The organism is Methylobacterium variabile (assembly GCF_001043975.1).
Lineage (GTDB): Bacteria > Pseudomonadota > Alphaproteobacteria > Rhizobiales > Beijerinckiaceae > Methylobacterium > Methylobacterium variabile.
In genome coordinates this window covers 1-13,366 of sequence record NZ_LABY01000067.1, presented here as the reverse complement: position 1 = coordinate 13,366, position 13,366 = coordinate 1, and the positions used below count along the sequence as shown (strand labels likewise).

Sequence of the window (13,366 nt, the reverse complement as noted above, 5' to 3'; positions counted from 1 at the left end):
AGGCGGTGCGCGCGGGCGAGGCGGTGATCCGCCTGATCACCGCCTTCTCGACCACGCCGGAGGAGGTCGAGGACTTCCTCGCCCTCGCCCGCGCGCACCGCCTCGCCGGCCGGCAGGCTGCGGCTCGTCCAGTCGTAGTAGAGGGCGCCGCCCCGGCGCAGGGCCTCGTCGAGCCCGTCGGGCAGGATCGGGAACAGCTCGTTGCCCTGGACCGGCCAGGCCAGGCGCACGCCGGGGATCCGCCCGAGGCCCTCCGCCAGGCGGGCCGCCATCCGGTTGGCGTGGGCGGCGTTGGCGAGCCAGTGGTCGTCGGCGAGGTAGGCCTCGAGCTGGGCGGCGAGGAAGCGGCCCTTCGACAGGATGTGGCCGGCGCGCTTGCGGCGGTACTCGAGCGTGTCGGCGAGGTCCTGGCGGAAGACCAGGATCGCCTCGGCGGCGAGGGCGCCGTTCTTGCTCGCCCCGAAGGACAGGATGTCGATGCCGGCGCGCCAGGTCATCTCCGCAGGCGAGCATCCCAGGGCGGACAGGGCGTTGGCGAAGCGCGCCCCGTCCATGTGGACCGTGAGCCCGTGGCCGTGGGCGATCCGGCAGAGCGCGGCGATCTCCTCGACCGTGTAGACCTGCCCGCTCTCGGTGAGCTGCGACAGGGTCAGCGCCCGGGGCGGCATCTGCTTCACGTGTCGGGTCAGACCGCTGAGGAAACCGTCGAGGGTGTCGGGCGCGATCTTGCCGCCGGTGCCGGGAAGCCCGTGCAGCTTGGCGCCGTGGGTGTAGAATTCCGGCGCGCCGCACTCGTCCTCCATCACGTGCGCCTCCTCGTGGCACAGGCAGAGGCCGAAGGGCGGTACCATGACGGCGAGCGCGAGCGCGTTCGCCGCCGTGCCGGTGGCGACCGGAAAGACCGCGAGGTCCTCGTGCTGGAACAGCGCCCGGAAGCGCGGGGTCAGGCCGAGCGTCAGCGGGTCGGCGCCGTAGGCCGGCATCGCGCCGCCGTTGTGGCGCACGATGGCCTCCAGGATCGGAGCGCTCGCGCCCACCACGTTGTCGCTCGCGAAGTTCATCGATGGAGGCTCCCTGGTCCCTGCGCCGCCGGTCCTCCCGAGGCTCCCGCGGGGCTAGGCGTGGCTCGAGGGACCATCATGCCGGCCGGCGCCCGCCCGGGCGAGCCGCTGCGGCTCATGCCGGTCATGCGCCGCAGCGGCGGGAAAAAGATGCGCGGCGTCGGGCGAATTCGTCGTTTCATTGCGGAGCGCGACCGTGAAACGCAACAAAAACACAACGGGAGGCCGAATGGCCTCTTGCTGGAGCGATTGGAATCTGGCAGGTTCCGCAAGTTAGGACAGTACCGCTGTCCCATTTTCCCGGTCGGGCCCTGCGCCTCCGGGTTCGCAAGGGCGCTGGCTTGTGGCTTGCACGACGGCCAAACGAGATTTGAAACGCGCCGCCATTCGGGCGGTGCGGGCGCACGCCGGCTGAACCCCAGCCTGCCGAGCGCTCGCGAGGTGCGGGCGCTTCCTTCGCGAAACGCGACCGAACCTCCCGCGGACTGAGACAACGAGGCGGCGGCCGGTGCCCTCGGCGCGCACGCTCCCGCGGCGGCCTTAGCGCCCGTCCGCACGACTTCGCCCGCTCCGAGCGGCGGGCCTGCCTGCCGCTGAGGCAGGTCCGCCCGCCGTTGAGGCAGGCAGTTCCTTCTCGGCCGGCGCGCCGCGCCCGGCCCCGCAAATGTGATCGAGTGCGAGCCCATGGGAGACCAGATGATGAGCGGCACGGACGAGTCCCAGCAGACCACCCGCGGGCAGGCGGTCCCCGCCCTCGTCGTGCGGGACCCGGCCCTGCCGGCGCGCCAGGGCCTGTACGATCCGGGCCGCGAGAAGGACGCCTGCGGCGTCGGCTTCATCGCCGACATGCACAATCGGCAGAGCCACGCCATCGTGCAGCAGGGGCTGCAGATCCTTGAGAACCTCGACCATCGCGGCGCCGTCGGTGCCGACCCGAAGATGGGCGACGGCTGCGGCATCCTGGTGCAGGTGCCGCATGGCTTCTTCGCGGCGGAGGCCGAGCGCCTGGGCATCGCCCTGCCGGAGGCCGGCCATTACGGCGTCGGCCAGCTCTACATGCCGCAGGACGAGGAGGGCCTCAAGGTCGTCGAGGGGATCGTCGAGAAGGCGATCGCCGACGAGGGCCTGACGCTGCTCGGCTGGCGCGACGTGCCGGTCGACCCGAGCGACCTCGGCGAGAGCGTGAAGGCGAGCGAGCCGCGCCACCGCCAGGTGTTCATCGGCCGCCCGGCCTCAAGCGCCGACCAGGACGCCTTCGAGCGCCGGCTCTTTCTCGTCCGCAAGGTGATCTCGAACGCCGTCTACACCCTCAAGGACGAGCGGCTGAAGGAATTTTACCCGGTCTCTCTGTCCTCGCGCACCATCGTCTACAAGGGCATGGTGCTGGTGAACCAGCTCGGCCACTACTACCTCGACCTGAAGGACGAGCGCTTCGTCTCGGCGCTCGCGCTGGTGCACCAGCGCTTCGCCACCAACACCTTCCCGACCTGGCGCCTGTCGCACCCCTACCGGATGGTGGCGCATAACGGCGAGATCAACACGCTGCGCGGCAACGTGAACTGGATGGCGGCGCGCCAGGCCAGCGTCGATTCCGAGCTGTTCGGCAACGATATCTCGAAGCTCTGGCCGATCTCCTACGAGGGCCAGTCCGACACCGCCTGCTTCGACAACGCGCTCGAGTTCCTCGTGCAGGGCGGCTACCCGCTCGCCCACGCGATGATGATGCTGGTGCCAGAGGCCTGGGCCGGCAACCCGCTGATGAGCGAGGAGCAGCGCGCCTTCTACGAGTACCACGCCGCCCTGATGGAGCCGTGGGACGGCCCGGCCGCGCTCTGCTTCACCGACGGCCGCCAGATCGGCGCCACCCTCGACCGCAACGGCCTGCGCCCGGCGCGCTACCTCGTTACCGACGACGGCCTCGTCGTGCTCGCCTCCGAGATGGGCGTGCTGCCGATCCCGGACGAGAAGATCGTCTCGTCCTGGCGCCTGCAGCCGGGCCGGATGCTCTTGATCGACCTTGAGAAGGGCCGCATCGTCTCCAACGAGGAGATCAAGAGCGAGCTTGCCGCGGCGCATCCCTACAAGGAGTGGCTGAAGCGCACCCAGATCGTGCTCGAGGACTTGCGCCCGGTGCAGCCGCGCGAGTCGCGCACCGACGTGTCGCTGCTCGATCGCCAGCAGGCCTTCGGCTACACCCAGGAAGACCTGAAGCTCCTGATGCAGCCGATGGCCGTGACCGGCCAGGAGGCGGTCGGCTCGATGGGCACGGACACGCCGCTCTCGGCGCTCTCCGACAAGCCGAAGCTCCTCTACACCTACTTCAAGCAGAACTTCGCGCAGGTGACGAACCCGCCGATCGACCCGATCCGCGAGGAGGCCGTGATGAGCCTCGTCTCGTTCATCGGGCCGCGGCCGAACATCCTCGACCTCGAGGGCACCTCGCGCAAGAAGCGCCTCGAGGTGCGCCAGCCGATCCTGACCAATGCGGACCTGGAGAAGATCCGCTGCATCGGCCATTTCGAGGACCGCTTCGACACCAAGACCCTCGACATCACCTATGCGGCCGAGACCGGCGCGCAGGCGATGGACGGCGCGCTCGATCGCCTGTGCGACCGCGCCGAGGCGGCGGTGCGCGGCGGCTACAACATCATCGTGCTCTCGGATCGCGCCGTCGGCCCGGACCGGATCCCGATCCCGGCGCTGCTGGCCACCGCGTCGGTGCACAACTACCTGATCCGCAAGGGGCTTCGCACCTCGGTCGGCCTCGTGCTCGAGTCCGGTGAGCCGCGCGAGGTGCACCACTTCGCGTGCCTGGCCGGCTACGGCGCCGAGGCGATCAACCCCTATCTCGCCTTCGAGACCCTGCTCTCGATGAAGGACGAGCTGCCGCCCGAGCTCACCGACGACGAGATCATCTACCGCTACATCAAGTCGATCGACAAGGGTCTGCTCAAGGTGATGTCCAAGATGGGCATCTCGACCTACCAGTCCTATTGCGGCGCGCAGATCTTCGACGCGGTCGGCCTGAACTCGACCTTCGTCGAGCGCGACTTCTTCGGCACGGCCACGACCATCGAGGGCATCGGCATGGCCGAGGTCGCCGAGGAGACGGTGCGGCGCCACCGCGACGCCTTCGGCGACGCGCCGGTCTACCGCACCGCCCTCGACGTCGGCGGCGAATATGCCTACCGCCTGCGCGGCGAGGCCCATACCTGGACGCCGGACACCGTCGCGACGCTCCAGCACGCCGTGCGCCTCAACCTGCCCGACCGCTACCGGGCGTTTGCCAAGATGGTGAACGAGCAGGAGAACCACCTCAAGACGATCCGCGGCCTGTTCCGGATCAAGAGCGCGGCGGAGATCGGCCGCACCCCGGTCGACATCGACAGCGTCGAGCCGGCGGCGGAGATCGTGAAGCGCTTCGCGACCGGTGCGATGTCCTACGGCTCGATCTCCAAGGAGGCGCACGAGACGCTCGCGATCGCCGTCAACTCCTTCGGCGGCCGCTCGAACTCGGGCGAGGGCGGCGAGGAGCGCGAGCGCTACCGGCCGTTGCCGGACGGCCGCTCGCGCCGCTCGGCGATCAAGCAGGTGGCCTCGGGCCGCTTCGGCGTCACGGCGGAGTACCTCGTCAACGCCGACATGATGCAGATCAAGGTGGCGCAGGGTGCCAAGCCCGGCGAGGGCGGCCAGCTGCCCGGCCACAAGGTCGACGCCAAGATCGCCAAGGTCCGCCACTCGACCCCTGGCGTCGGCCTGATCTCGCCGCCGCCGCACCACGACATCTACTCGATCGAGGACCTGGCCCAGCTGATCTTCGACCTCAAGAACGTCAACCCGGCGGCCGAGGTCTCGGTGAAGCTGGTGGCGGAGGTCGGCGTCGGCACGGTGGCGGCCGGCGTCGCCAAGGCGCGCGCCGACCACATCACCATCTCGGGCTTCGACGGCGGCACCGGCGCGGCGCCGCTGACCTCGATCAAGCATGCCGGCGGTCCCTGGGAGATCGGGCTGGCCGAGACCCAGCAGACGCTGGTGCTCAACCACCTGCGCGGCCGGGTGGCGCTCCAGGCCGACGGTGGCATCCGCACCGGCCGGGACGTGCTGATCGCGGCGCTGCTCGGCGCCGACCAGTTCGGCTTCTCGACCGCGCCGCTGATCGCGGCCGGCTGCATCATGATGCGCAAGTGCCACCTCAACACCTGCCCGGTCGGCGTCGCGACGCAAGATCCCGTGCTGCGCAAGCGCTTCAAGGGCACGCCCGAGCACGTCATCAACTACTTCTTCTTCGTCGCCGAAGAGGTGCGCGAGCTGATGGCGTCCTTGGGCGTCACCAAGCTCGACGACCTGATCGGCCGCTCGGAGTACCTCGACAAGCTCGCGGCGATCTCGCACTGGAAGGCCAAGGGCCTCGACTTCACCCGGCTGTTCCACAAGCCGGACGTGCCGGAGACGGTGGCGCTCCGTCACGTCGAGAGCCAGAAGCACCCGATCGATCAGGTTCTCGACCGGCGGCTCATCGCTGCCATCGGCGACGCGATCGAGACCGGCGCGGCGGTGACCGTCGAGGACGTGATCCGCAACTCCGATCGGGCCGCGGGCGCGATGCTCTCCGGCGTCGTCGCCAAGGCGCACGGCCACGAGGGGCTGCCCGACGATACCATCACGGTGAAGCTCACCGGCACCGCCGGCCAGAGCTTCGGCGCATGGCTCGCCGCCGGCGTGACGCTCAGCCTGACCGGCCACGCCAACGACTACGTCGGCAAGGGCCTGTCGGGCGGCAAGCTCATCATCCGGCCCTCGGATGCCCTGGGCTCGCCGTCGGATCGCACCATCATGGTCGGCAACACGGTGCTCTACGGCGCCATCGCCGGCGAGGCCTACATCCGGGGTGCCGCCGGCGAGCGCTTCGCGGTGCGCAACTCGGGCGCCATCGCGGTGGTCGAGGGCATGGGCGACCATGGCTGCGAATACATGACCGGCGGCGTCGTCGTGTCCATCGGCGAGACCGGCCGCAACTTCGCGGCCGGCATGTCGGGCGGCATCGCCTACGTGCTCGACGAGGACGGGTCGTTCGCCAAGCGCTGCAACCTGTCGATGGTCGATCTCGAGCCGGTCGAGGAGGAGGACGAGTTCATGCGTCGCTTCCACCAGGACGGCGACCTGGAGACCAAGGGGCGCATCGACATCCTGGCCGACATGTCGGGCCACGACGAGGAGCGCCTCGTCGGCCTCATCAACAACCACCTGAAGTACACCGGCTCGGTGCGCGCCAAGGCGATCATCGACAACTGGGACACCTACCGCACCAAGTTCGTGAAGGTGATGCCTGTCGAGTACCGGCGGGCGCTGCGCGAGATGGAGCGGGCCCGGATGCCGGTGGCGGCGGAGTAAGGCCGCTTCGAAGGGCGCGGGAAACCCCTCCCCCCTCTGCGGGGGAGGGGGCCCCACGAAGTGGGGCGGGAGAGGTGACGACGCTTCCGGAGAGGTCGCGACCTCGGTGACGGGCGCCATACCCAGCACCGTCGCGCTGCCCCTCTCCCAGCTCCTGCTGACGCAGGGACCACCCTCCCCCGCAGAGGGGGAGGGTTGAGGTGGAGCCTGATCGACGGGCTGGGACGTAAAGGAGAAGCCGCGGTGAAGATCTACGGCGACACGATGTCGGGCAACTGCCTGAAGGTGCGGTACGTCGCCGATCACCTCGGGCTCGCCTATGACTGGGTGCCGGTCGACATCATGAAGGCCGAGACCCGCACGCCCGAATACCTCGCCCGCTTCCCCGCCGGCCAGGTGCCGGGCGTGGAGTTCCCGGACGGGCGCTGCCTCGCCCAGTCGAATGCCATCATCCGTCACCTCGCCCGCGGCAGCGCATTGCTGCCCGACGATCCCTGGACGCAGGCGAAGATCGACGAGTGGCTGTTCTGGGAGCAGTACAGCCACGAGCCGACGATCGCGGTCTGCCGCTTCCACATGCGCTACCGGGGCGAGCCGGCCGACACCCGCGACCCGAAGCGGGTGGCGGGAGGCGAGGCCGCTCTCGACCTGATGGAGCGACACTTGACCGCCGCGGCGTGGTTCGTCGGCGACGCCGTCAGCATCGCGGATGTCGCACTCTTCGCCTATACGCAATTCGCCGACGAGGGCGGATTCGATCTCTCGGGCCGGCCCGCCATCCGGGCCTGGCTCACCCGTTGCGGGGAGGCGCTCCCCACATCCGCCACCGTCGCCGGGGTCGCTTAAGACCCGCCGCCGGCCCGATCACTTCACGAACTGAGCACTCTCCCGATGGGCAAGGTCACAGGCTTCCTCGAATTCGACCGGCAGGAGCAGAAGTATCAGCTCGCGGCCGACCGCGTGCGCCACTTCCTCGAATTCACCCTGCCGCTCGACGAGCACGACCTGAAGAAGCAGGCGGCGCGCTGCATGGATTGCGGCATCCCGTTCTGCCACGGCCCGACCGGCTGCCCGGTCCACAACCAGATCCCGGACTGGAACGACCTCGTCTACAACGCCGACTGGGAGGAGGCCTCGCGCAACCTCCACTCCACGAACAACTTTCCCGAGTTCACCGGCCGCATCTGCCCGGCGCCGTGCGAGGAGGCCTGCACCCTCAACCTCGAGAACCAGCCGGTGGCGATCAAGACCATCGAGCAGGCGATCGCCGACAAGGCCTGGAGCATGGGCTGGGTCGTGCCCGAGCCGGCCGAGGCGAAGACCGGCAAGCGGGTGGCGGTGATCGGCTCGGGCCCGGCGGGCCTCGCCGCGGCCCAGCAGCTCGCGCGCGTGGGCCACGACGTCCACGTCTTCGAGCGCGAGCCGAAGGCCGGCGGCCTGCTCCGCTACGGCATCCCCGACTTCAAGATGGAGAAGCGCCACATCGACCGCCGGGTGCGCCAGATGGAGGCCGAGGGCGTGCAGTTCCACTACGGCGTCAATATCGGCGTCACCCGCTCCTTCGCCAGCCTGCACAACGAGTTCGACGCCGTGCTGTTCGCCGGCGGCGCCGAGGCCCCGCGCGATCCCGGCTTGCCGGGCCAGGAGCTCGACGGCGTGCACTTCGCGATGCCCTACCTGGTGCAGTCGAACCGCCGCGTCGGCCAGGAGCCCGAGACGGCGGAGACCCCGATCCTCGCCGCCGGCAAGAACGTCGTGGTGATCGGCGGCGGCGACACCGCCTCGGACTGCGTCGGCACTGCCTTCCGCCAGGGCGCCCTCTCGGTCACCCAGCTCGACATCCGCCCGCGCCCGCCGGAGCGCGAGGACAAGCTGACCGTGTGGCCGTACTGGGCTACCAAGATGCGCACCTCCTCGAGCCAGGCGGAAGGCGCGGAGCGCGAGTTCCAGGCGGCGACCCTGCGGATCGAGGGCAACAAGAAGGGCAAGGTCAAGGGCGTGGTCTGTGCCCGGGTCGACGAGAAGCGCAAGCCGATCGCCGGTTCCGAGTTCCTGCTGCCCGCGGACCTCGTCTTCATGGCGATCGGCTTCGCCGGGCCGGTGGCCAAGGGACTGCTGGAGGAATCGGGCGTCGCCCGCGACAAGCGCGGCAACGTCGAGGCCGACGACACCCATTACCGCACCTCGACCGACAAGGTCTGGGTGGCGGGCGACATGCGCCGCGGCCAGTCCCTGGTCGTCTGGGCGATCCGTGAGGGCCGGCAGGCGGCCCGCGCCATCGACGAGGCGCTGATGGGGGCGACGACCCTGCCGCTCTGAGGCGGACGATCGTCCGGCAGGGACGACGAGGTCCTGCCGGCACCGGGTTTCAGCGGGATCCGCCCCGATCGGGGCGGGTCCCGTTTTCATGTCGGAGTTGCGGGATCACCCGGTGCGCGGGGGTGGGAGGGTCCACGCCGGATCATGGCCGGGCGGCCGACGATGTTCCCCTGCGTTGACCGTCCGACCCGGTCGCAGGACAATCTTTTCCCTGGATCTATTCCAATTCCAGCCAAGACCTGTGAGTTGTCCCCTGGCATTTCGGCGCTGAGTTCTGGGGAAGATGCGCCGGAGCAACACGGGAACTGATTGCGACGAGGAATGGAATAGTTCCAGATCTTGCCGCGAACGTGCGATTGATTGCCCGGCGGCGAGCTATTACGCCGCAGCAGCTCAGCTTCTGCCGGTCGAGGTTCCCGTGCGCCCAGGTTCAGGTTCCGCCAACAGGCGCCGGTCGCGCCTGCTCCTCGCGCTCCTGGGGAGCGCGGCGCCCGTGCTCGCGAGCGCCCAGGAATCCGGCGACACCATCGCCCTCGACACGATCACCGTCGCCGGCCCGCCCCAGTTCGCCGAGACCGCCTACGGGCCGGTGCAGGGCTACCGCGCCACCCGCAGCGCCACCGCCACCAAGACCGACACGCCGCTGCGCGACATCCCGCAGACCGTCAACGTGGTGCCGCGCGAGGTCTTGATCGACCGTCAGGAGACACGGCTCACCGACGCGCTGTTCAACGTCAGCAACGTGCAGCCGGGCGGCACCATCCAGGGCCGCAGCGACACCTTCATCATCCGCGGCTTCCGGACCCAGACCTACGCCATCGACGGCGTGTTCATGAACCAGGCCAGCAACTTCTACCCCGTACAGCGCGACCTCGCCGACGTCGAGCGGATCGAGGTGCTCAAAGGGCCGGCCTCGGTTCTGTACGGCCGCGGCGACCCGGGCGGCGTCATCAACATCGTCACCCGGCAGCCGAGCCTGGTGCCGACGGCCGATGCCAGCATCCAGGGCGGCAGCTTCGGCTTCCGGCGGGTGCAGGGCTCGGCATCCGGCCCGGTGCCGGGCGCCGACGGGGTGGCGGCCCGCCTCAGCTTCGGCACGCAGGTCGACCCGACCTTCCGCGACCTCGCCGGCCGGGACAATTCCCGCTTCTTCATCGCGCCGGCGGTGACGTGGAACCCGAGCCCGGACACGCGGGTCTCGTTCATCGGGGAGTTCACCCGGCAGGACACCGTCTACGATGAGGGCCTGATCGCCCGGAACGGGCGGGTGCCGCTCGACAACATCCGGCGCTACTACGGCGAGCCGTTCTCCCGCTACAACGCCAACGCGAATTTCGGCACCCTGAAAGTCGAGCACGACTTCAACGAGCACGTGATGCTGCGCCAGGTGCTCAACGCCCAGAGCGGCAGCTTCGACGCGATCGCGGCCCGGGCCACCGGCGTCTCGGCCAACGGTCTCACGGTCGCCCGCCGCACCACCGCCGCCGCCTCGATCTACGCGTCGGTGGACAGCCAGACCGAGCTGGTGGCGAAGTTCGACGTCCTGGGCCTTCGCCACACCGTCCTGTTCGGCGTCGAGTACTTCAACGGCTACCGGCGCGCGGTGACGACGCAGGGGGCGCTCTCCTCCGTGAGCTTCAACGATCCCCTCATCGGCGTCGCGCTGCCGGGGGCGCTCTCGCTGCAGAGCGACCTGAAGCAGAAGAACGAGCTGACCGGGCTCTATGCCCAGGACCAGATCGATCTCGGCTACGGCCTGCAGCTCCTGCTCGGGGTGCGCTACGACAGCGGCACGCAATTCTACTTCAGCCGCACCCCGACCTCGCGCACGATCCCGCCGGACCAGGAGCTGTCCGGCGTCTCGCCGCGGGTCGGCCTGATCTACCGCGTGGCCGAGCCGCTGGCGCTCTACGCGAGCTACACGACCTCGTTCAAGCCGCAGACCGCCAACGTCTTCAACGCCGCCAACCCGCCGCCGGAGACCGGTGAGCAGATCGAGGTCGGCACCCGGTTCGACTTCTCACCCGACCTGAGCCTGACCGCCTCGGTGTTCGACATCACCCGCAACAACGTCGCGGCCAACGACCCGGTCAATACCGGCTTCTCGATCATCACCGGGCAGCAGCGCTCGAAGGGCGTCGAGGCCGATCTCGCCGGGACGATCCTGCCGGGCTGGAAGGTCATCGGCGGCGTCGGCTACACCGACGCCCGGGTGACGCGGGACACCACCATCCCGGTCGGCAACCGCCTCGAGGCGGCGCCGCTGTTCAGCGGCAGCGTCTGGACGACGTACCAGGTCCAGGACGGGCCCTGGCGCGGCCTCGGGCTCGGTGCCGGCGTGACCTATGTCGGCTCGCGCTTCGGCGACATCACCAACACCTACAAGGTCGGCGCCTATACCCGCGTCGACGCGGCGGTGTTCTACGACCTCAACGAGCACGCCCGGTTCTCGCTGAACCTCAAGAACCTGACCGACGCCCGCTACATCGAGCAGCCGTTCAACCAGTTCAACAACCTGCCGGGCGCGCCGTTCTCGGTGCTGGCGACGCTGACGGCCCGGCTGTGACGCCTCAGCCCCGCGGCCAGCGGAAATCGTCGGCCCGGCCGGGCTGGGGCGGGGGCGCGGCGCCGCGGGTGAGGCTGCGCTCCAGGGTGTAGCCGGCATCGCCGTCGACCCGGGGACGGCCGGTGACGAGCTGGCCGCCGGGGGCGACCTCGTTGCGGGTGAGCGGCACCACCGGTCCGGCGGCGGGCTTCACCGGCAGGGCCGGGATGCCCGGCGGCTCCGGCAGGCTCGGCAGCATCGCGGTGATGAGCCGGTCGATGGCCGCGTCGTCGTCGAGCTTCGCCGCTCCCGCCGCCGCCGGCGTCTCCGGCGTCAGGGACGAGACCGCGTCGGGCAGCGCCGGGGTGCCCGTCGTCGCCTCGATCAGCCGCTTGATCTCCACGTCGGCGAAGTGCGCCACCTTGCGGGCGCCGGCCTGGGTGAAGTGCACGCCGTCCGAGGTGCGCAGGCGGGCCGGCTGCCCCTCGAGGTCGGGCCCGTTCGCGGCGTAGCGGTTGTCCTCGTCGACGAAGGCCGGCCAGATGTCGACGTAGACGCCGCCAGCGCGCTGCACCCGGTCACGGAAGATCTCGTTGAGCGAGGTGATGTCGGCCGAGAGGCTCTCGCTCTTCATCGGCGGTGCGCCGACCCAGACCACCGGCACCTTCCGGTCGGAGAAGACCTTCAGCAGGGCGTCGACGCGGTCGCGGTAGAGCGTGCGCCAGCGCTCGCTCAGGGGCTCGACGGCCTGGTCGCCGTCGCGCAGGGGCTGGCGGTCGTTGGCGCCAACCATCACGACGGCGTAGGACACCTTCGGATTGGACTTGAGATAGTCGTCCGCCGCCTTCGGCCAGTCGACCACGTCCTTGCGCACGAGGCCGCTGTCGCCCTTGGCGCGGCGGATCACCAGCACGTCGGGATTCGCCTCGTAGACGGTGTCCAGGCCCTGGCCCAGGAGATCGGCGAGGGAGTCGCCGAAGACCGCGATCTGCGTGCGCGGGTCGGTCTTCGGCTTCGGGACGGCGGGCCGCGCCACGACCGGGGCCGGGCGGGGCTTCGGCCGCTGCACCGAGCGGCCCTCGCGGCTGTGCACCACTTCCCGCTCCCTCTCCCTTCGCGGGCGCGGGGTGCGGTAGGCGCCGCGATAGGCGGGCCCGGGATCCTGCGCCTGGGGCGGCGGGGAGGGGCGGTCCTCCCACGGCCAGTAGAACTGGCGCTGCGGCTCGGGCGCCTGCCGGTAGCCGGAGTCGCGACGGCGGTAGCCGTAGCCGTAGCCCCCCTCGGCGGGGCGCCGGGGGGCGTAGCCCTCGTCGTAGTACTGGGCCCGGGCCGCGTCCGGCGCGGCCAGGCCCGCGAGCAGGCCACACAGGACGAGGTGCGACAGCTTCCGTCCAGCCGGCCACCTCATCCGCATCATCACCACTCCGCTCGGACCATCCGGCGGCGGAATATAGCGCAGGAGCGGGCCCCGGCCCAGCCTGGTCGCCGGGATCGGGTTCGCGTTGGCGCGCCGTCAAGGTTACGCGATGATGAAGGCCAGTGTAAAACCTCCGTTCAGCATCGCCGAAGGTCGTCAGCTCACGAACAACACGCCCGGGCGGATGACGACCGGCCGTTAAGCGCCGCGACTCGATGATGGCTCCACGCGAGCGACGGACCAGAACACGGTCGCCGCATGACAGGCGAGTGCTACGGATGACACGGACTGTACGGCGGCTGGGCCTCCAGACCGCGCTCATCGTCGCGATCTGGTCGGGCGTGCTGATGAGCCGGGGCGGCCAGGAGGCCGTCGCCCTCACCCTGCGGCCGGGGCTCGACCCGGTCCCGATCGCCGTCCCGATGGCGATGCCAGTCGCTCCGGCCCCGATGCCCGGCGTGCGGGTGGTGCTGCCGCTGCCCTGGACGAATGCCAGCGCCCTGCTGGCGAGCGAGGCCCTCGCCGCCCAGTTCGAGCCCGGCCTCAGCGGTTCGCGGTGACGACCGGCGACACCGCCCGGCCGAGGGACACCCAGCGGACGCTCTCGTCCGCCTCGCGCTTGATGAAGGTGTA

At 70.1% G+C, this 13,366-nt stretch carries 7 protein-coding genes; 5 read left to right on the top strand and 2 right to left on the bottom strand.

Features of this window, described 5'->3' with window-relative positions; translation table 11 throughout:
* Positions 1-1,061: threonine aldolase family protein (locus tag VQ02_RS11145; RefSeq protein ID WP_048444262.1), on the bottom strand; the 1,061-nt coding region annotated here is incomplete at its 3' end.
* Positions 1,062-1,757: 696 nt separating this feature from the next.
* On the opposite strand from VQ02_RS11145, the gene gltB reads away from it, so the two are divergent.
* The 4 genes from gltB (at position 1,758) to VQ02_RS11125 (ending at position 11,337) form a co-directional block, all read left to right on the top strand.
* Positions 1,758-6,452 carry a glutamate synthase large subunit gene (gene gltB / locus VQ02_RS11140; RefSeq protein WP_048444261.1) on the top strand — a complete coding sequence of 1,565 codons (4,695 nt, stop codon included), beginning with the start codon at positions 1,758-1,760 and terminating at the stop codon, positions 6,450-6,452.
* Between the two features lie 243 nt (positions 6,453-6,695).
* Positions 6,696-7,298 (top strand): glutathione S-transferase family protein, encoded by a 603-nt coding sequence (locus VQ02_RS11135; RefSeq protein WP_048444260.1) that lies wholly within the window; start codon positions 6,696-6,698, stop codon positions 7,296-7,298.
* 45 nt (positions 7,299-7,343) lie between these two features.
* Positions 7,344-8,771 (top strand): glutamate synthase subunit beta, encoded by a 1,428-nt coding sequence (locus VQ02_RS11130; protein ID WP_048444259.1) that lies wholly within the window; start codon positions 7,344-7,346, stop codon positions 8,769-8,771.
* A gap of 418 nt (positions 8,772-9,189) precedes the next feature.
* On the top strand, positions 9,190-11,337 hold the full coding sequence (locus tag VQ02_RS11125) for a TonB-dependent siderophore receptor (protein ID WP_425339895.1): 2,148 nt from the start codon (positions 9,190-9,192) through the stop codon (positions 11,335-11,337).
* Positions 11,338-11,341: 4 nt separating this feature from the next.
* Here the strand turns inward: VQ02_RS11125 and VQ02_RS11120 are convergent, their stop codons facing one another.
* Positions 11,342-12,724, bottom strand: a complete 1,383-nt coding sequence (locus VQ02_RS11120; RefSeq protein ID WP_048444263.1) for an SGNH/GDSL hydrolase family protein — start codon at positions 12,722-12,724, stop codon at positions 11,342-11,344.
* Between the two features lie 287 nt (positions 12,725-13,011).
* Here VQ02_RS11120 and VQ02_RS11115 point away from each other — a divergent pair, with 287 nt between their 5' ends.
* Positions 13,012-13,293 carry a hypothetical protein gene (locus VQ02_RS11115; RefSeq protein ID WP_048444258.1) on the top strand — a complete coding sequence of 94 codons (282 nt, stop codon included), beginning with the start codon at positions 13,012-13,014 and terminating at the stop codon, positions 13,291-13,293.
* The last annotated feature ends 73 nt before the right edge of the window (positions 13,294-13,366 follow it).